The organism is Gilvimarinus polysaccharolyticus (assembly GCF_001187555.1).
Taxonomy (GTDB): domain Bacteria; phylum Pseudomonadota; class Gammaproteobacteria; order Pseudomonadales; family Cellvibrionaceae; genus Gilvimarinus; species Gilvimarinus polysaccharolyticus.
The window spans coordinates 552,471-572,281 of sequence record NZ_LFIJ01000001.1 but is presented as its reverse complement, the minus strand read 5'-3'; the positions used below and the strand labels follow the sequence as shown (position 1 = coordinate 572,281).

Sequence of the window (19,811 nt, the reverse complement as noted above, 5' to 3'; positions counted from 1 at the left end):
GGTTAGCTAGAAGCAGCTGGCCCCTCTTGGTCATCCAATGGCTCTGACAAGGTATAACCAATTCCACGGACAGTTTGCAACGGAAAATCTTTACCCAACTTAGAGCGCAACCGGCTCACCATGGTATCGATAAAGTGATCATCATAAATGGCTGGATCGCGGCGCAACCCTCTCATTAACGCCTCTCGCGTTACCGTTTGCTGGGTTCTTGATGTATGCAATAACGCCTGCAAAAAAAATCGCTCTTGCGCCGTTAACGCATGCTCTTTACCCTCGGGGGACACCACTACCCAAGAATTTTTTTCTAGCCGCCAACCATTTTGCGAAGGCATATTCTTGGTGCGTCTATGGGGTAGCCTACGCGCTACTGCGTGTAACGTGGCCGATATCTCAGCCACATCCACCGGCTTTACCAAGTATGCATCAGCGCCACCAATCAACCCTCGAACCCGATCTCCGGTGTCACTACGAGCCGTCAACATGACAACCCCCACCCCTCGTCCTGCGAGCTGCAAACGCTGCAAAACTGCAAACCCGTCGGTTTCAGGCAAACCAATATCCAATAAAATTAAATCGGTCTTACCAGATTCTAATACTTTCTCGAGCTGAGAATAATTATGGGCAACCGAAGTATTAAACCCCGAATATTTAAGCGAAAAAGCTAACTCCTCACAATATGCGGTGTCGTCATCAACTATGGTAACGTGCAACATTTAGCTTCCTTTGCGTAGACTATGAATTCATCAGTAAAGGTTCGCCAACCTCAAACAGAGAGATTGAATATATCAGTGATGTTGCACCTTAGGAAGAGCTGCACATCCGCGCAAATTTAAATTGGCAATTTAACAACAAAACTATTACCCACCCCACTAGAAGGCGCAGGCAACAACACCAAACTGCCACCATGCTGCTCAACGATGGCTCGCGCCAAGAAAAGCCCCAAGCCCGAACCTGAACGAGCGTGAGATAGGTCGGAGCGATAATACTTAAGAAATATCTTGTCTCTATCCTGCTCTTTTATAGAGCGCCCCGCATCGCTAACTTCAATTTCTGTCCATCCCTCTACAACCTTAAAGTCAACCACAACCAAGGTTTCATCTTCCGAATACTTCAAAGCGTTCTCAATTAAGTTCCCCACCGCTACAGACAACAAACCCTCATCGATGCTGGAATAAATCTCTTGCTCCGAGATGTTCACTTGTAATCGATTATCGCATTGATACTTAAGCAACACCCTAGTAATAAAGTGATTTAAACACACATCCTTAAGCGCCAATTTCCTTTGCTCTTCTTCCGACAACCTATCATTTTCAAGAAATTTGATTATCAACAGATCAAGCCGGCCAACACTCTCTCGGATATTTTTAATTCGCTTTAAGACATCTTGATCAAACGAGTAAAACTGGCGTTCTAAGTTCTGCGCCGCAATATCAATAACAGCCAAAGGCGACCTAAACTCATGTGAAACCAAAGCAACAAATGCTCCTTTTTCTTTTCGTGCCTCCTGCTCCTGAAGTAGCAGTTCGCGAAGCTTCTCCTCTGCACCTTTCCTATTAGCAACCTCAACTTTTAAATCCTCGCTCGCCTGCAGTAAAGTTTTCGTCCGAGAAGAAACCTCACGCGCCAAGACCCTATTATAATCTCCTGCCCGACTCAAAAGCTCATTACTTGCATTAATCTTACCTTCTTCTGAACGCCAGGCGCGCTTAACCAAAACCACATTAATTAAAACCAGATGAATCAACACTGCAACATTTGGGAAGTAATCAGCAAATGACATCCAAGCAGAAAACCCACTTGCCTTTAAAGAACTTAACAACAAAGAAATCAATAACGGAAGGAAAGCTACAGAATAAAGAACAAATCTACGCTTAATAAAGACATCGTCAATAATGACAAATAAAAACAATGCCATTGACAGCATATAAAAATACGAATAAACGTTGTAAAGCCAGACGTCCCTGGCAACTAAAAAGACGCAAGCAAATAACACGTAGGCAACAGCCAGCACCCGACTAACGAAATATGACTTCCTGTAACAGCCAGACAACTGAAACACTGTCTGAAACAGCAAATGAAAACTTGCAAAAAACAATGAAGCGCTCACCATCATCCAAGGAAATATTGCGAAACCTCCCTGGAAAAACAAAAGCTTTGACGCATAACCGCCAATAACCGTAGTGAACACACTAAAAAAAATAACAGACAACGCGTAACGCCAGTAAATCGGCTCTCGAAACCACAACCAAAACAATAGATTAATAATCACAACCAAACAAGCCGCCCCCAAATGAAAACCAAAAAGGCTATAATCCACAGCAATTAATTGGTACATTTTATCAGGAGTTAACAGTAACAAATCTGCCGTAATACGATTAAAGACATCAATCTTTATGGTGTACATCACAGGCTGATGATCTTTTAAATCCAGCTGATAGGTGAACCCCCTATAACCCAGCTCGCGAGAGCTCCACGGCTCAACAGCACCTTGCTTGCGAGCACGATACCCCCCATCAAAAGGTTCATACAGTGTAATTCTCTTGGTGTAAGCGGGTAGCACACTCAACAACCAGCGCTCCGGCGCATCAGCCCCACGCACCAAGCACAGGCGAAGCCACACCGCCCCGCCTCTTGCCGCGCTACCTATAGAACCAGTCGATTTTTTAAATGCCTTATTAGGCAGTGCGGCAACATCGGCGATACTAAGCTGTTCGCGCGGGTCCTCCAGCATCAAGAGCTTTATATTGGACGTATTTAAGCGACCACTCATCTGTGAGCTTAAAGTTTGGGCAATACAATCGGCCGCAACCGAAGATAAAGAAAAGCAGCAAAACCCTAGCAATAAAATTATTTTTTTTAAAAAACTAAAAATATTTATATTTATGTTCAAACCCCACCCCGGCAACAATACTCATCCACGCCCAATCAACCCCAGCAGGAAGACTTTTATAAAACAAACAATTATTTGGCCATGATTTTTTTCAACTCACCCTCAATCTTGCTACCAATAAATATTTGCGGCTCAGAGTGTTCAAATGATTGCTCCTCTTCCCAGCCTGCAATAGTCACACGGGCCTTATAAAAAGCCTCGACAAAGCCTTGCTCTGCAGGTAGTGCCTGTTCAAAAAAAGCTCGACCAAAGTAAGTCATCGTATCTTCGTCAGAGCAACCAAAACTGGTGCGATCATCCCTTGCAGCGGTAATAATTAGGTGCTCCGGCGCTTTAAGCGGCTCGATAAAACCACCGGAATAGCATGCAGAGACGATAATCACCTTCCACTTCACCGGTAAGTCATTAATCGTTTGAGCTAAATCTTGGGCCGCCAAACCTAAAAATTTATGGCCAGGGGTGGCCAGATAAAACTTATGATCGGACGAGCCATGACTGGTAAGATACAACAATAAAATATCTTGCTGCGGGTCCATTTTTTGACTAATCCCTTGCAATGCAAGAGGTAACGACACACCAGTAACCAGTGGTGCATCGCCCATAGTATCGGGATGATTACCCATCATTAAGGTGCGAGCATTACTGGAAAACTTTTCATCTAATAATGCCTGAATAGTCTTTGCCTCAAGAGAAAACACATCTTGAGTGCCATCGCCGGCAACAATCACCGGGTACAACTCAACAACGTTGGGGTTTTGCGGCGCCACGGCATCGAGCGCCTTAGCTAATATAGCCGGCTGATCAAACAGTGCCTGCTCTATTTTCTGCTGCCGAGCAAGACGCTCAGCCGCGTTCTCTGCCGGCCCTTTAAAACGGCCATACTGCCATTCGCCTGCGGCCATCACCTCGCCACTTTCAACATCAACTCGCTCGCCAAAGCCATGAAAATAACCATGTAAAAACTCACCGGTATAACGGGATTCGTCATCTTCCCAAACACCCAATCCGTCGTACAGGCTGTCCACAAACTCACCGGCGTACTGGCTGCCGTCAACACCATTAAAAGTACCTAAACCTAACAGCTCACCCAACTCAAAGTCACCGCGATAAATATCGCCCGATGAGGTGACCAGTTCGCCCCCACCATTAAATTGGTAACTCAAAAACTCACCTTGATAACGAGTGCCATCGCTGCCGACATACTCGCCCTTACCGGTTAGCTCACCCAACTGAAAATTACCTTGGTAAACATCGCCAGCAGCCGTGGTTAAGGTGCCAATGCCGTGCAGCAAACCATCACTAAACTGGCCGTCATAAATATCGCCGTTAAGCCATACTAAGCGCCCCGCCCCACTTAGCATGCCCTTGCTTAATGCTCCGCTATAGACTGAACCGTCTGGCAAGGTTAAAGTTTGCTCTTTATGGTTCGTTAAAGCGCAAGCGGTATTTAGCGACGCCAATATCCACAACAGTATCATCTTAGCTTTAAATTGGTTCATGCTTGCGGCACTCCGGTGAGCACACTGATCGACTCCAATGCCTGCTCGGCCACGGCCTCCCCGGCAAAGTTATAACCAATGGTTACCGGTTTTCCGGTGTTGCGATGGGCTTGAACCTTAAAGTAGGTGACATGGCTTTTACCACTTTGACTTGAATAGCTCTCGGCTATTTTTAAATGCGTTAACTCATGGCGAGCCACCTTGGTGGTGTTAACAGGAAAACCCAACAACTTACGTCGAGTAAAAAGCCCCTGTTGATCGATTTTCACATCGAGACTCGTCAACAAAAAATACAAACATCCCAGACCAACAAGTGCTCCTATCAAAAAGAAGACAGCCCCCATAAAGGTTGCATCGATAAAATAGCCAGCGGCACAAAAACCGGCACCAAATAGCACCCCCATAACTTTAGCCAATGCTTGACTAAACGCGGGATAGTACATGGTAATACCACCGGGTATTTGCTTTATCTGCAATGCGCTTTCTAGCAACTGTTCGCGCTCTTGATGCGCGTGACGGTGCTCTTCGCTGGACTCTCGCAAACCCATAGCGTTAGCGCCAGTGGCAAATACGGGCACCTCATAGCTGCGATCAAAATCTGCACCCGGCAATTGCGCCGCAACATTTAAACGCCACAAATGATAACGATTTTTAACCGGCTCGGATTCTGGCAAGCCCTCTTTAACATCAAACAAAATCTCTAAGCGTGTCCCGTGAGCACTAAGCTGAGTATGGGCGTAACCTTCACGCTGCCAAACACACCGCTCGTGTCGTTTGCGCTCCTTGCCGCTACCACTGTAGTAGCTCTCTAAACACTGCAAGGTCACCTTAAAACGGTGGTTACTATCATAAGGTAAATCAACCTCTATAAAGCCACCCACCTGCCCACCAATAGCACCTGGGTACGGATCAAGCTGCAATGGAGCTGGGCCAAACCGCCGCCACTTGGCGGTTTCTTTAACGGCCCAATACAACAGTCCAGCGCCCACCAGAAGAAAAAGCAGCCCAAATAACGCCAGATTATTGCCTTTGTTAAATTCGTAAATACAATTAATGCCGGTAGGTATCGCGATGGCATTCCAAAATGCCGCAAAGCACCAGACAAAAATCATCATGTGCTTACCATTGCTTTTAATCGATGAGCTCGCCCAAGCGCGTCGAGTCAACCAAGGTTTATCCCCCTCAGTAACGCCATTTATTTCATCAAGCGGAGCCAATAAAAGGTAGGCAATTATGCCAATACCAACACCACCAAAGAGAACCACAAACACCATTTTAAAACCGATCATCCCTAATCGTAGCTCGCGGTTTAATACCGCCTCGCCTGGATTGCTCGGGTTTACATAGGCCGTTACCGGAGCATTACTGCTAGCAGCACGCTCTAAACGCCGCCCAAGATCGACATTAAAATCACCCACATTATCGTAAGAGTCACTAATGGCTACGCGCGAGCCTCTGTAGTGCTGCCCCTGAAACTGATATGAGTATTGCGCGGTCGGCTTGTAGGTGGTGGAATCATCGCCGTGACTTACTTTTAGCTCGGCCTGACTCACTTGCGCTACAACCGGCTGCCACTGCTTCATGCTTTGCCAATCTAACAACTGAGGCAACACGCCAAACAACAGCATACCAACGCCCACCCCGGCAAATGGCAATCCAAACAGCAGCACTACCCAGCGCTTTTTAACCTTAGCCCATAAACCACCCGAGGCTTTTGCCCCAGCTTGCCTATACGTTGTACCTTGAGCCATTGCCGATTCCTCTTTGTATTCTGTTATCTTTTTAAGATACCATCTTTAGCCAATATTCTTTACTGCCGAGAAATCTATGGCCCGCACCATCGCCATTGTAGAAGACGAACAGACCATTGCCGACAACTACCGCGACGCCTTAACTCGGCTGGGTTATCGGGTTAACCATTACCTAGATCGCCCCAGCGCCACCGCAGCATTTGCCATCGCTCTGCCCGACTTGGCTATTATCGATGTCGGCCTAGGCGATGACGTAGAAGGCGGATTTGAACTGTGCCGCGAGTTGCGCAGCCGCGCGCCCGAGCTCCCTATTATGTTTTTAACCGCCCGTAACGATGAGTTTGATGTGATCTCTGGGTTGCGCTTAGGCGCCGATGATTACCTCACCAAAGATATCGGTCAAGCCCACATGCTAGCGCGTATTAACGCACTCTTTAGGCGCATCGACGCCTTGCGTCAACCGGCCCGCGCCAACGACACCATAAGCCGCGGTGAGCTGCGCATTAACACCTCACGCATGAGCGTGCACTGGCAAGAGCAGTCCATCGATTTAACCGTTACCGAATTTTGGATTTTACACTCGCTAGCGCAACACCCCGGCCATGTTAAAAATCGCCAGCAACTGATGGATGCCGCCAACGTCGTGCTGGATGACAACACCATCACCTCGCACATCAAGCGCATTAGACGCAAATTTAACCAACACGACCGCGACTTTGATTGCATTCAAACCGCCTATGGCATGGGTTACCGCTGGCGCGAGGCGCCATAGGTATGAAGCTACGCCGCCAGCTGGCATTGGTTAGCTTGATCGCATTACTGCTGCCCTGGGCGCTGGGACAATACCTACAGGTGTTTGACCGCCTGCTGCGCGAGGGGCAAGTTCGCGCCCTTAATGCCACCGCCCTTGCCGTAGCGGCACGCTTGGGGGCCGATGCTACGCTGCTTAACGCCGCCCAACTTAGCAACCGCGCGAGCCTTGACTCCGAGCGGGAGATTTACGCACATCCACTTGCCTCGCCCCCCATAATAGACGGCTACACTGACGACTGGGGCATTTATGGACTAACGTCCAGACAATTTACAGCCGCTGCGCTCGACCAACAAACATCGAGCACACTCTCCAACCACAGCACCGCAAATCACGAGCCGCACAACAATTTCAGCTTACACCTTACTGCCGGCACTCACGGCGAGAGCCTATTTTTACTGGTCGAGGTCGAGGGCACCAAACGCCACTATCATCAGCCCGACAGCAACAACCTCGCCAGTGGCAATCACCTAATTATTGCCAATCAACAAAAAGGCATGGGCAACCGCTACTACGCCATTCGTGCCGACACACCCGGACGAGTGCAAGCCGTCTACCGCGACGACCACGGAAAAATCCGACCGGATTATCGCATTCGGGGATTCTGGCGCGATACCGATGCGGGCTATCAGGTAGAGCTGCGCATGCCGCTCGACATGGCCGAGCCTCACTTTGCACTATCGGCTATTGCCAACGATGGCAATGCCACACCAAGCGCCATCGGCACCGCCGGCCAATGGGCGAGTGTTGCAGGCGGTCCCGATGCCGGCGTATTGCCCGGCACCGAGGGCAGGCTTATTCGCCAGAATCATGAGCTCAGTGAAGCATTAAAGGTGTTCGCCCTTCCCGGCAAGCGCTTTATCGTCACCGACCGACAGGGCTGGCAAGTGGCGCAGGCAGGCCAGCTAGAGTCGCTAGCGCCACAGCGCAGCTGGGTAACACAATGGTTATTGGATTTTGCTGGCCGACGCCGCACCCTCGCGCCATGGCAACCGGTCCACAATGGCCGACCGCTGCTGCCAGAGATTAACCATCACAATGTCAGCGATGCCGCCAAAAGTACCAATATAGACAACAGTAGCCTCTGGTATCGCGCTGGCAATGACGACATTGCCAGCGTCGCTGTACCGCTGTACCTCGATTGGCCCGATGCTGGCGCCGTAGAGTCGCAACTGGCCGGCACCGTAATGGTCGAGCAACGTTTACAGCCTTGGCAGGGCTTGGGCCACGCCACGCTCGGGCACTTAGCTTGGGTGAGCGCGCTCAGTGGAGCACTGTTAATACTGGTGCTTATTGGTTACGCCAGCTGGCTCTCGGCGCGTATTCGGCGGCTATCAAGAGCCGCCAACGCCGCTCAAGCCCAACCCCTTGGCGAGGTACTTGAGTTATGGCCACACTACCGCTTAAACGACGAGCTGGCCGATCTTGCCAGCCAATACCGCACACTCTTAACACAAGTACACGGCCATACCGACTACCTTAAAAGCCTCACCGGTAAGTTATCTCACGAGCTGCGCACCCCGCTGGCCATTGTGCGCTCGTCGCTCGACAATATGGACGGCGCCAACAACAGCCAGCTGCCTGTTTACCTTAAGCGGGCACGCCTTGGCAGCGAGCGTTTAAGCGCCATCATTACCGCCATGAGCGAAGCCGACCGAGTCGAGGCGAGCATTCGCGCAAGCGAGCCGCAGCCGATTGACCTCGGGCAGCTGCTGAGCGAGATGACCGAAGCCTACCGCAGCGCCTACCCCACACATCAATTCAACCACACCATCGCCCCAGCTGCGGCCGACGCTTACCGCACCCTAGCGGTACCCGAGCTATTGGTGCAACTGCTGGATAAGCTGGTCGATAACGCCACCGATTTTAGCCCGCCAGAGACTCCCATCGAGCTGCACTTAGAGCTAAGCCAAGATGCCGAGTGGGGCCCAAGCTATCGCTTAAGCGTAAATAACACCGGCCCGGAACTGCCGGCCTCGCTTGAAGGGCAGCTATTTAACTCACTCACCTCATCACGTCACAGCAGCATTAACAGTAGCAACCATGGGCGGGTGCATTTGGGTTTAGGGCTGTATATTGTCGAACTTATCGCACGCAGCCATCAGGGCCGAGCTCGGGCACAAAACACGCCTACGGGGGTTTGTTTTTTAATAGAACTGCCTGCCCGTAGCCCAGGAATGTTTGCCCAACGGCAACCCAACTAATTTGCAAGACGACAGCAGTTGACATACAGCCTAAACTAGGTAAAATGCCGCGTCTTTCATATTCATACTTATTTCAGATACGCAGTAATCAATAGGAGCAACTCGGTGGCCAATTCACCTCAAGCTAAAAAACGTGCACGCCAAAACGAAAAAGCTCGCAAGCATAACGCTAGCCTGCGCTCTATGGCACGCACCTACTTGAAGAAAGTAGACGCAGCCATTGAAGCCGGTGATGCCGCACAAGCTAAAGCCGCTTACGATGCCGCTGTTCCGGTCCTTGATCGCATTGCTGACAAAGGCATTATTCACAAGAATAAAGCCGCTCGTCACAAGAGCCGCCTAAACAGCAAAATCAAAGCCTTGGCCGCTTAATCTAAGCGCTCCAGGCACAAAAAAACCGGCTTCGGCCGGTTTTTTTGTGCCCTCAATTAACCCACTACACATCTACAGCGCCAGCTGCCACAAAGTTTTAACCAAACTGACACGAATCCATCAAAAAGCTAACGTATAACTCTGTTGAAACAAACAGCACAGAGACCAACCGCCATGCTGCCACGCGAACACTACCTAAAGCAGCCCTTTCAAGGGCTACACGCTCTCCACAATCAAGAGGCACTAAGCAGTGCACAGGCTCGACTAGTAAAAAAGCATGGCACACTCATTGTCGCCCTGCTTAACAACGATGTACTTAACCCAACACTAGCCGATATGCGCACCGTCAAAGTCATTAGCCAGAAAAATGCCCCCACCAACCCCATCGAGCAAGCTTGGCTTAAATACGATGCATTAATCACTGAACAAAAAACCAAACACCGCCTAAAACGCAGCGCCTAACCACCCACTACCGCCCTGCCCAGCAGCTTGGGCGGGCAGAGCCCTCGCTTAATTAGCCCCTCGGCTCATCTTGTTTTGTCGATAGGGTAGATTTTTATCTCAAACAACAATATGATAGCGCTATCATCCGTTCGCCACACGGCCAACGTATATTCATATTTTGACCGCCAGGCCAAGCCTGCTGCAATCTAGCGGCAAGCCTATGATAATAATTGCGAGGGTAAACTGTGTTACAGCAAGCATCCAACGACAGACTAGCCAAGCTAACCTGGCGCGAGCGCATTGGCTACGGCTTAGGCGACGCTGGGTTTAATTTTTACTGGGCGATTATCGGCTCTTATTTAATCTTCTTTTATACCGATGTGTTTGGTATTTCGGCCGCAGCCGCTGCCACCATGGTAACCATCACCAAAATTGTCGACGCCTTTACCGATCCCGCCATGGGCGCGATTGCCGATAGAACCAAAACTCGCTGGGGCAAGTTTAGACCCTACCTCTTGTTTGGCACCTTACCCATGATGGGCGCAGGTCTGCTCACCATGACCACCCCCGACCTTGGCGAGAGTGGCAAGCTTATTTGGGCCTATGCCACTTACATGATATTGATGCTGACTTACACCATCCTTAACATGCCTTACAACTCGCTATCGGCGGTGTTAACGGCCGACCCACAAGAGCGCAACACCCTTAACAGTACTCGGTTTTTCTTTGCTTACTTTACCGGCATTATTGTCGGCGCAGCCACCCCCGACTTAGCGGAGTATTTTGGTGGCGGCGATCGCAACAGCCCCTTAGGCTGGCAGATAACCATGAGCATTTATGCGGTGGTAGCCTCTATCTTATTTGTGATTACCTTTGCCACCACCAAGGAGCGAATCGCCCCACCGCCCGAGCAAGAATCTAAACCACTAGAAGATTTAAAAAATCTGCTAGTGTGCAAACCGTGGATTATTATCTTTATATTGGCCATGGTTATTATGACCACCTTCACACTACGCGGCAGCTCTGCCACTTATTACTTTAAGTATTTTGTCGAGCGTCCAGATCTACTAGGCACCTTTGTCGGCTTGCAAGTATTAGGGTTAATGATTGGCGCCATGTCGGCCTCCACCCTGACCCGCTACGTAGAAAAAGTAAAACTACTGATGATCTTGATGGGCATAGTCAGCCTATTGTGTTTTGCGTTTTCGTTTGTGCCCAAGCCCGACGCTTTAGGCGTGGTTGATGTAAACCAGACCGAGCGCACCACGGTTGAAGCGCATGATTTATTAGGTGAAGCACACCAACCGGGCGACACTTATACTTGGACCCATTACGAAAAAGTTTTTTGGATCATAAAAGATCGCACCGAGCTCGAAAATACTGCTCCTACGCTTGACCTATCGGAATTAGAAAACGAAACCATCAGCGTCATAAAAACTCGCCAAGATGGCTCGGTATTAGACAGCGCCGAAATGCCCAACGAAATACTTTGGATGTTTGCCCTCAGTATTTTAATAAGCTTAGCGCTTGGTCCCAAGGCGCCTATCACTTGGGCAATGTACGCCGACGTCGCCGATTACAACGAATGGAAGACCGGTCGCCGCGCTACCGGCATGACGTTCTCTGCCACCACCTTCTCACAAAAGCTAGGCAGTGCCGCAGGTTCGGCGCTTATGTTGTCGGTATTGGCAATGCTGGGTTACGAAGCCAACCAAGTACAAAACAATGCTTCGCTAGACGGCATTGTCTATATGCAAACATTAGCACCCGGTGTTTTTGCGCTTATCGCCATTATCGCCTTGTTTTTTTACGATCTAACCGGCGACAAGCTGGCCAACATTCAACAAGAGTTAAGTTTGCGCAAACAGTCATCGTAGCGCCACTAGTTACTGCTTAACTTTCTGATTAAAACTTTTGCTTGAGCGTCGCCACTATGCGGGCGCTCTTTTTTTTACGAGGTCATTATGCTTTTTCCCGCCGATGATGGTGCGTCATACCATCTAACCAGTCCCGTGTTAATGCCGCGCGCGGCAGGGTTTTTGTGGAACAAAAACATGATGGTGCAAATAAACTGCCGAGGCTTTGCCGTGGCCCAGTTTATGCAGCCTGAGCCGGCTAAATACGCCTATGCGCCCAACCTAGAAGCAAAAACATTTATGCAGCCAGAGCAGCCTTATTATGCTCACCACCCCGGCCGCTTTTTTTACCTAAAGGATGAAGATACCGGCGAGATTTTCTCGGCCCCTTACGAGCCGGTGCGTGCACCCTACGACAGCTTCACCTTCTCGGCTGGTAAAACCGACATTAGCTGGCGAGTGGTTATAAAAGAGCTAGAAATCAACATTCGCGTGGCACTACCTGTCGAGGACGTCGTCGAGCTATGGGAAATTTCGGTAACCAACCTCTCAGATGTAGCGCGCAACATTAGCCTGTACCCCTACTTTACACCGGGCTTTATGAGCTGGATGAACCAAAGCGCCGAGTATCGCCCAGACCTAGGCGCCATTGTCGCCAGCTGTGTTACCCCTTACCAAAAATATCCCGACTACTTTAAAAACCGCCACTTTAAAGACAAAACCTATTTGCTGCACGAGCGCGACCCGAGCGCTTGGCAAGTACAGCGTGAGGCCTTTGAAGGCGAAGGCGGCCTGCATAACCCAGACGCCTTACAGCAAGAGCAACTGCCCTGCGACGACGCCCGCTATGAGACCCCACTCGCGGCGCTGCAATACCGTTTAGCACTGGCCGCCAACGAACAACAGACCTATCGTTTAGCATTTGGCCCCGCGCTCGACGACGCCGAGATTAGCCAAATTCGCGCGCGTTATTTGTCCGCCGAAGGCTTTGCCCAAGCTCGCGCAGAATACGCCGACTACATTGCCTCGGGCAGTGGCGTCCTGCAAATACAAACACCCGATGCAGGGCTTAATAACTTTGTTAACCACTGGCTCGCCCGCCAAGTGTTTTACCACGGCGATGTCAACCGGCTAAGCACCGACCCGCAAACTCGCAACTACCTGCAAGACAATATGGGCATGAGCTACATTAAGCCCGAAGTCACACGCGCCGCCTTTTTACATGCTCTCAGCCAGCAAGAAGCCTCCGGCGCTATGCCCGACGGTATCTTGCTGCACGCAGAAGCCGAGCTAAAATACATTAATCAAATCCCCCATACCGATCACTGCGTATGGTTGCCGGTGTGCCTGCAAGCGTATTTAGATGAAACCGGTGACAACACAATTTTAACCGAACAAATCACCGGCACCGATGGTGTAACCCTAAGCCTACTTGAGCGCATCAGCAACGCCATGAGCTGGTTGTTAGCCGCGCGTGACGAACGCGGCTTATCCTATATCGCTCAGGGCGATTGGTGTGACCCGATGAACATGGTGGGCTACAAAGGCAAAGGTGTTTCGGGTTGGTTATCGGTGGCTACCGCCTACGCGCTCAACTTGTGGGCCGATATTTGCGAGACAAATAATCACACAGATTTAGTCGAGCGTTTCAGAGCAGGTGCCAACACCATCAATGCAGCCGTCAACCAACACTTATGGGACGGCGATTGGTACGGGCGTGGCATTACCGACGACAATGTCGTGTTTGGTATCAGCAAAGATCACGAGGGGCGCATTTTTCTTAACCCTCAAAGCTGGGCCATCTTGGCTGGCACTTGCTCTGATGAGCAGCGTGAAAAAATGCTCAATGCAGTGGAAGAACAACTAGAAACTCCCTATGGCGTTGCCATGTTAGCGCCCGCTTATACTGCCATGCGTGATGATGTTGGGCGAGTAACGCAAAAACATCCGGGCTCGGCCGAAAACGGCTCAGTGTACAACCACGCCGCTATTTTTTATATTTTTAGCTTGTACCGTATTGGTGAGACCGAACGCGCCTATAAGCTATTACGGCAAATGATACCGGGGCCAGATCTCGAAGATTTTACGCAGCGCGGCCAGATGCCGGTGTATATCCCCAACTATTATCGCGGCGCTTATCATCAATACCCACGCACAGCTGGACGCTCTAGCCAATTGTTCAATACCGGCACAGTCAGCTGGGTGTATCGCACGGTGATCGAAGGATTACTGGGCTTAAAGGGCGATGGCGACAGTTTATGCATAACGCCTCAACTGCCCGCCGATTGGCCCAGCGCCCAGGTGACTCGGGATTTTCGCGGCGCCAAGCTAGAGGTCAGCTATACCCGCACAACTGAAAGCCACGGTGTACAAATATGGTTGGATAACGTGCTGCAAAACAGTAATCGTATTACTGGTCTAGAAGCCGGCAAACACTACCAACTAACGGTAATCATTGGGCGCTAGCAGGCATACAAGTTGATTGACGCATACGCAACTCAAAGCCGATATCAACTTGTTTACTTGCCAGTGGCTTATCATTAAGCACATCAAGAATCATTTGTGCCGCCTGAACGCCCATCTCGTAACGCGGCACATGTACGCTCGACAACGATGGGTTAACAAAGGCCGATGTTTCAAAATCATTAAAGCCGCACAGGGCTAAATCTTTGGGTACGCTAACGCGCATACGCTGGCTTTCAAATAATGCCCCCAGCGCCAAATCATCGTTACAGCAAAACACGGCGTCTAACTTACCGCCAGTAGTACTAAGCAAGCCACGTAATAATTCTCCACCTAAGGCGATGGACGATGGCGACGGCGTGGTTGCAAAAAACTCATTGCGATATAAGTCTTGATTTTGCAGCGCCTCTTTAAACCCCGCCATACGTTGCTGTACACGGGGGTCCATGCGCGCGCCTATAAAACCGATCTTTTGATACCCACACGCTATCAGTTTTTGGCCTACCGCAAAACCGGCGTTAAAATGCGAAAAGCCAATATTCATATCCAGCGGCTGCTCTAAGATTTCCATCATCTGTACCACCGGAATCGCCGCCGAGCTCAGCATACGCTGACAGCTACGGGTTTGATCGCCGCCAGTAACAATGATCGCCTCGGGCGATTGACTCAGAAGAGTGCGAATCATGCCCTCCTCTTCTATAGGCGAGTAATGGGTATCGGCTAAGAGCACTTTGTAACCACCCGCACCGGCAACATCGTAAATGCCACGTAATACATCGTTAAACACAATATTAGACAGCGACGGAATCGCCACACCAATGACTTGTGAGCGCGCCGATGCCAGTGAGCTGGCCGACTGATTAGGAATATAACCCAACGTATCAATCGCCTCGCGCACGCGATGGCACAAATCACCCGAAACCTTATCGGGATGATTCAACACGCGTGAGACAGTAATGGCACTGACGCCGGCAAGTTTCGCCACATCGGCCAAGGTCGCCCGTTTTGATTTTGTGTTTCGAGTGCGGCCGGCCATAACGCTTCCCTAATAAAAATTTACACTTCTCGATCGCGCATGGTAGCACAGTGGCGAATGTTTGCGCTATCATAAGGCACACTTGTCACCGAGTAACGAGCAGCAGGTGACACACCGCATCGCTTCTGGCTTGCGCTGGCATAACGACGTCAAATGAGGCCATCATGGCAAGTGCTGAACACGCTAAATTGTTAATTGTTATGGGGGTTTCAGGTACAGGGAAATCCTCTGTTGCCGAGGCTCTTGCGCAACACTTTAATTACCGCTATCTCGATGCCGACGATTTTCATAGCGACGAAGCAAAAGCTATGATGGCCAGTGGTACCCCCTTAACCGATGCTATACGTGTACCTTGGGTGCACAACATTAGTACTTATTTACGTCAATGTGCCAACTCGGGAACCAGCTGTACCTTAGCTTTTTCTGGTCTACGCAGTGATCATCGACAACTATTGCGACAACTGCCCTTTCAGCGACTGTTCTTTTACCTCACAGGCGACAAAACCACCATCGCAGAAAGGATGAGCAGTCGTGAAAATCATTTTATGCCCAGCAGTTTACTGGACAGTCAATTGGCGAGCATGCAGTCGCCAGTCGATGAACCAGAGGTAATAGAAGTCTCTATTACACCACCGCTAGATCAGGTAATCGCCCATTGCATTACCCACGCAGAGCGTGAACTTACACTCGGTAAATCTGACGATCACTGAGAGCAGTATATTGGCCACTGCTCTCAGTGCCGATGCCCCGCTATAACTCAATGAGCTTAACGGTAAGGATGGCCACATCGAAACTCTCTGCCCTAACAGCCTGCTCATTAGCTACGACAGCTCATTTTGCAGGCTGAGCCATAAACCGGCGGCGAGAGTTATAAGCACTCTTACCTAAACCTCAAAAATGACCAGCCTGGCCATCCATTATATTTCCAATCAAAGCCTCTGATGATGAAAATAGAGTGTCCAAATTAAGCAAAGAGAACAACTTGCCCCCAAAGGTCAGATGCACTACTCTCGCCATTGTGCGGATTTAAGCGTCAAAACCTCTATACCTTAAGGATCCTATATGGCCATACCTGTATCTCGTGCAGCAATAATTCCTGCTGCCGGTTTTGGCACGCGCTTAAATAAAGGGCCAAAAGGTTTTTTAAAACTAGCCGATCGAACCTTGATTGAATGGGTTGCTCATACCCTAGAACCGATTGTCGATATTGTTGTGATTGCCGTGCCTGAAGGTTACCAAGCTATCGCCGCCGGCCTATTACCTAATTGCTTGATCATCACTGGCGGAAACTCTCGCCACCACACCATTAACAAACTGTTTGATTCGTGTAATGCACAAACCATACTGCTGCAAGATGCCGCTCGACCCTTTGCCTCTCAAGCCCTTTGCGAAGAGGTTTTAACCGCCGCTGAAAAGCACAAAGCCGCGGGTGCCTTTGTCGATCCGGTTGTACCTATTGGAAAAATTAACAATAACCACGTGACACATTTTTGGCATCATTCCGAAGTGGGAATATTTCAAGCCCCTCAGGCATTTAGCTACTCAGTACTAGCACAAGCGTTGCAACAACCTAAAGCCGAAAGCTTTCAATCGACCGCTCAATTAGTAATGAGTGCCGGGCAATCACTTTATGCCGTTCGAGGGGAGGCTGAAAACATCAAAATCACCTCGCCATTGGATTGGGATATCGCCGAAAAAGTCATCGCACCAAAATTAGGATATCTACCCGCATGAGCTCTGAGAACTTAAATACAGCAGACAACCACCTATTTACTTGGAGCAACGGTAATGTCGATGATTATCTTTTTGCCACTTATGTCATAGCGACTCCTTTAGACGGCGAGCAAGCCGCTTATGGTATAGCGAAAGAGCAAAGTGTCTGTGCCACCTCTCTTGCCAGCTTCGATATTGCAAAAGACATTACAACGTTTTGCGCTAAAGTAGTCTCTGTTGAGCCTGCCCCCATAAATATGAGCAAGATCGCTTCACTTTACTTTCTTAATACCAGCGTCTACGGCAACACACAAGCAGAAGGCAACAGTAAAGCTTATCGCATTATTATCGCTTACCCAGTACACGTATTTAACGCTCGTCTCACACGAATTTGGAACAATGTTTTAGGGGAAGTTCATCGCCTCGGATTTCTCAGCAGTGCCATCCTTACCGACTTAAAATTCCCCTCGACGATAACCCAAAAACTCTCTGGGCCACGCTATGGAATCGACGGCATTCAATCAAAGCTAGAATTCTCCGACCGCCCAATATTTTGCCGTTCTATGCGTCCCGCTAATGGCCTCAGCACTGACAGCATGCTAAAAATGAACGAGCAAGTGCTTACCGGTGGCTTTGACGTTATTAAAGATGACGAGCTTACATACAATAGTGCAGCCTCACCGTTTGCAGACCGGGTACAACGCATGGTCGCAATGAAAAAACGAGTAGAAGACGCCACGGGCGAAAAGAAATTGTACTTTGCCAATATTATTGATGACCTAGAGGCAGCCCTCCCCATGCTGGAACAAGCCCAAGCCGCTGGCGTTGACGGTGTTCTGGTGAGCTCATACGCTCAAGGAATCTCATTTATCTCTGAGGTTCGGCGTCGCTCTGACATGATGATTCTTGCTCACAATACTTGCGGCGATGTTATTACTCGATCTTCGCAATGGGGAGCAACAGACAGTGCAATGGCGACACTGCATAGACTCGCCGGAGCGGACTTAACCGTTGCCCCAGGCCCAATTGCCACTCGCTTTCAAGACCAACAACAGAATAAAAACTTTATTGATGCCTGTAAAAATTCGCTAGGCACCTGCAAACCAACCCTCCCTATTATCCAAGGTGGAAAAATCCCATCCGAGCTAGCTCAATATAAAGATGATATGGGCTCATCTGATTTTATGATCATAGCCGCCACTTGGCTTGATGAGCATCCAAAAGGATTAGAGTACGCAGCACGCTGCTTTCGCACATCGGCTCAAAGTGAATAATATTATGTCAACTCACGCAGAGCAAAACTGGTTAAAAACGATGCACAAAGGGTTAGTCGCCTTTCAACAAAAACGAATAAAGACAGCCTACAATTACTTTAAAAATGCCACCCAAGTAAAACCGTTAAGAATTGAAGGCTGGATAAACTTGGCCGAGTCTGCCAATCAAATGCAATGGCATGCACAAGCTATCGAGTATTCAAAACACGCACTAACGATTAATGCAAGACTCCCCCAAGCCTATCAAATATGGGGGGATGCCTTGCTAGAAAGTGGTCGCCATCAAGAATCTGTTGGCTACTTCCAAAAAGCACTGCAACTAGACGTCAATGCAGGCAGCTTATACCGAATGGCAAGAAGCCTAATTTTGTTAACCAAGAATCAAGAGGCTGAAACCTTACTGAAAAAATCAATTGCCATTGACCCCAAGCTCACCGCCGCACACCTTTTATTAACTAAAACAAAGTTAAGCCTGAAGAAACCCGAAGAAGCATTAAATATTTTAACTAAAATCTCCAGCGATTCAGCCAACCCTGAGGAGCTAGAAGAAATCTCATCGCTCAAAATACTAGCCAGTGAATACCTTCGCTATCAAACCGGCATTAGCGAGTTTCTTCAAAAGCCAAACAGCAACACTCTGGCAGCTACCACATCAAGCAGCTCACCCGAGCTACAGGGCATCGACCTAAAAGCATTAGATCGCTTAAAATCATACGCTCAAGTGCTGGAATCTAGCGAGCACACACTAACACCGATTATCCCCCTGACTAGTCGTTGGGCAGAGTACGAAGCGTTTTTTATGATTCCTTTAGTCGACTCGGCAGCAGACTATGTGCGCCTAAGAGATGAGGTTCTCAACAATACGACAGACGATCATCGCTATACCGAGACTTCAAATATGATCTCAAGCATTGATCATGCGAGATCACAAACATTTAGCCTAGACTCTGCACTCCAAGCCGAAACCGGAATAAGAGAGCTGCATGCTCTTGCCACCAAGAACCTTACGAGGTTCCATCCGGGACAATTTAAATTTTTTCAAAATCAAACAGCCGCCAGTAAATCTTTTGTGCGACCGTTACCGATTCAAGTGGTAAATACTCTGCAAGTATTCTTTGCACAAATCTACCCTCAAGTAAAAACAGGCTTGCCTCGAGCAATCCTGATACTTATGGCAATCGGGGATATACATCCATTTTCAGACGGTAATGGCCGCGTTGCACTTATCCTACTTAACAGAGAGCTGGAAGCCGCAGGCCTGCAACCAATACTGCTTAATAGAGATTTAGGTATTCTGGGGCAGCTGGGCACCGCCATGAATGAGTTCCGTACAGCCCCAGACAAGACTCCAAAAACTCTAATAGATACATTAAGAAAAGGACAAAAGCTCGCTATAGAATTTTGTGCCGAGATCAATTTAATCGAGGGTTGAGCGGTAGCACAGCTGGCTTTAAAGGGGCGGAATAGTTCTCAGGTAAGCACGGCGAGATTGACCGTC

At 49.2% G+C, this 19,811-nt stretch carries 15 protein-coding genes; 10 read left to right on the top strand and 5 right to left on the bottom strand.

Annotated features, from left to right (window positions below; all coding sequences use genetic code 11):
• Window positions 1-2: 2 nt before the first annotated feature.
• From GILYN3_RS02295 to GILYN3_RS02280, 4 genes are all read right to left on the bottom strand, one after another.
• Window positions 3-713 (bottom strand): response regulator transcription factor, encoded by a 711-nt coding sequence (locus GILYN3_RS02295; RefSeq protein ID WP_049721349.1) that lies wholly within the window; start codon window positions 711-713, stop codon window positions 3-5.
• 116 nt (window positions 714-829) lie between these two features.
• Entirely contained in the window at window positions 830-2,890 is a 2,061-nt protein-coding gene (locus GILYN3_RS02290) for a sensor histidine kinase (protein WP_157484837.1), read from the bottom strand.
• A 71-nt stretch (window positions 2,891-2,961) separates the two neighbouring features.
• The gene (locus GILYN3_RS02285; protein ID WP_049721347.1) at window positions 2,962-4,389 is read right to left on the bottom strand and encodes a C13 family peptidase; all 1,428 of its coding nucleotides are present in this window, start codon (window positions 4,387-4,389) and stop codon (window positions 2,962-2,964) included.
• Window positions 4,386-6,140, bottom strand: a complete 1,755-nt coding sequence (locus GILYN3_RS02280) for a DUF3592 domain-containing protein (protein WP_049721346.1) — start codon at window positions 6,138-6,140, stop codon at window positions 4,386-4,388. Before GILYN3_RS02280 ends, GILYN3_RS02285 begins: the two co-directional genes overlap by 4 nt.
• Window positions 6,141-6,216: 76 nt before the next feature.
• On the opposite strand from GILYN3_RS02280, the gene pdsR reads away from it, so the two are divergent.
• The 6 genes from pdsR (at window position 6,217) to GILYN3_RS02250 (ending at window position 14,293) form a co-directional block, all read left to right on the top strand.
• Window positions 6,217-6,912 carry a proteobacterial dedicated sortase system response regulator gene (pdsR, locus tag GILYN3_RS02275; protein ID WP_049721345.1) on the top strand — a complete coding sequence of 232 codons (696 nt, stop codon included), beginning with the start codon at window positions 6,217-6,219 and terminating at the stop codon, window positions 6,910-6,912.
• 2 nt (window positions 6,913-6,914) lie between these two features.
• Window positions 6,915-9,155 carry an ATP-binding protein gene (locus GILYN3_RS02270; RefSeq protein ID WP_049721344.1) on the top strand — a complete coding sequence of 747 codons (2,241 nt, stop codon included), beginning with the start codon at window positions 6,915-6,917 and terminating at the stop codon, window positions 9,153-9,155.
• A gap of 105 nt (window positions 9,156-9,260) precedes the next feature.
• Window positions 9,261-9,527, top strand: a complete 267-nt coding sequence (gene rpsT, locus GILYN3_RS02265) for a 30S ribosomal protein S20 (RefSeq protein WP_049721343.1) — start codon at window positions 9,261-9,263, stop codon at window positions 9,525-9,527.
• 174 nt (window positions 9,528-9,701) lie between these two features.
• Window positions 9,702-9,989, top strand: a complete 288-nt coding sequence (gene maoP, locus GILYN3_RS02260) for a DUF413 domain-containing protein (RefSeq protein ID WP_049721342.1) — start codon at window positions 9,702-9,704, stop codon at window positions 9,987-9,989.
• A 227-nt stretch (window positions 9,990-10,216) separates the two neighbouring features.
• Entirely contained in the window at window positions 10,217-11,848 is a 1,632-nt protein-coding gene (locus GILYN3_RS02255; protein WP_049721341.1) for an MFS transporter, read from the top strand.
• 87 nt (window positions 11,849-11,935) lie between these two features.
• Entirely contained in the window at window positions 11,936-14,293 is a 2,358-nt protein-coding gene (locus GILYN3_RS02250; protein ID WP_049721340.1) for a GH36-type glycosyl hydrolase domain-containing protein, read from the top strand.
• Here GILYN3_RS02250 and gntR read toward each other — a convergent pair.
• Window positions 14,280-15,326 (bottom strand): HTH-type transcriptional regulator GntR, encoded by a 1,047-nt coding sequence (gene gntR, locus GILYN3_RS02245; RefSeq protein ID WP_049721339.1) that lies wholly within the window; start codon window positions 15,324-15,326, stop codon window positions 14,280-14,282. The genes GILYN3_RS02250 and gntR overlap by 14 nt on opposite strands.
• Window positions 15,327-15,490: 164 nt before the next feature.
• Between gntR and GILYN3_RS02240 the strand changes: the two genes are divergently transcribed.
• The 4 genes from GILYN3_RS02240 (at window position 15,491) to GILYN3_RS02225 (ending at window position 19,745) form a co-directional block, all read left to right on the top strand.
• Window positions 15,491-16,036 carry a gluconokinase gene (locus tag GILYN3_RS02240; RefSeq protein ID WP_084005053.1) on the top strand — a complete coding sequence of 182 codons (546 nt, stop codon included), beginning with the start codon at window positions 15,491-15,493 and terminating at the stop codon, window positions 16,034-16,036.
• Window positions 16,037-16,388: 352 nt separating this feature from the next.
• A complete protein-coding gene (locus tag GILYN3_RS02235) occupies window positions 16,389-17,060 on the top strand; it encodes an IspD/TarI family cytidylyltransferase (protein ID WP_049721338.1) in 672 nt (223 codons plus the stop codon).
• The gene (locus GILYN3_RS02230; RefSeq protein ID WP_049721337.1) at window positions 17,057-18,313 is read left to right on the top strand and encodes a RuBisCO large subunit C-terminal-like domain-containing protein; all 1,257 of its coding nucleotides are present in this window, start codon (window positions 17,057-17,059) and stop codon (window positions 18,311-18,313) included. Before GILYN3_RS02235 ends, GILYN3_RS02230 begins: the two co-directional genes overlap by 4 nt.
• Window positions 18,314-18,317: 4 nt before the next feature.
• Window positions 18,318-19,745 (top strand): Fic family protein, encoded by a 1,428-nt coding sequence (locus tag GILYN3_RS02225; RefSeq protein ID WP_157484836.1) that lies wholly within the window; start codon window positions 18,318-18,320, stop codon window positions 19,743-19,745.
• Window positions 19,746-19,811: the final 66 nt, after the last annotated feature.

What these genes read in the sequence shown, in the direction of transcription:
- gntR (WP_049721339.1), bottom strand. Translation starts at nt 15,326, where the DNA reads ATGGCCGGCCGCACTCGAAACACAAAATCAAAACGGGCGACCTTGGCC.
- GILYN3_RS02225 (WP_157484836.1), top strand. Translation starts at nt 18,318, where the DNA reads ATGTCAACTCACGCAGAGCAAAACTGGTTAAAAACGATGCACAAAGGG.
- GILYN3_RS02285 (WP_049721347.1), bottom strand. Translation starts at nt 4,389, where the DNA reads ATGAACCAATTTAAAGCTAAGATGATACTGTTGTGGATATTGGCGTCG.
- GILYN3_RS02250 (WP_049721340.1), top strand. Translation starts at nt 11,936, where the DNA reads ATGCTTTTTCCCGCCGATGATGGTGCGTCATACCATCTAACCAGTCCC.
- GILYN3_RS02295 (WP_049721349.1), bottom strand. Translation starts at nt 713, where the DNA reads ATGTTGCACGTTACCATAGTTGATGACGACACCGCATATTGTGAGGAG.
- pdsR (WP_049721345.1), top strand. Translation starts at nt 6,217, where the DNA reads ATGGCCCGCACCATCGCCATTGTAGAAGACGAACAGACCATTGCCGAC.
- GILYN3_RS02270 (WP_049721344.1), top strand. Translation starts at nt 6,915, where the DNA reads ATGAAGCTACGCCGCCAGCTGGCATTGGTTAGCTTGATCGCATTACTG.
- GILYN3_RS02235 (WP_049721338.1), top strand. Translation starts at nt 16,389, where the DNA reads ATGGCCATACCTGTATCTCGTGCAGCAATAATTCCTGCTGCCGGTTTT.
- GILYN3_RS02240 (WP_084005053.1), top strand. Translation starts at nt 15,491, where the DNA reads ATGGCAAGTGCTGAACACGCTAAATTGTTAATTGTTATGGGGGTTTCA.
- GILYN3_RS02280 (WP_049721346.1), bottom strand. Translation starts at nt 6,140, where the DNA reads ATGGCTCAAGGTACAACGTATAGGCAAGCTGGGGCAAAAGCCTCGGGT.
- GILYN3_RS02230 (WP_049721337.1), top strand. Translation starts at nt 17,057, where the DNA reads ATGAGCTCTGAGAACTTAAATACAGCAGACAACCACCTATTTACTTGG.
- maoP (WP_049721342.1), top strand. Translation starts at nt 9,702, where the DNA reads ATGCTGCCACGCGAACACTACCTAAAGCAGCCCTTTCAAGGGCTACAC.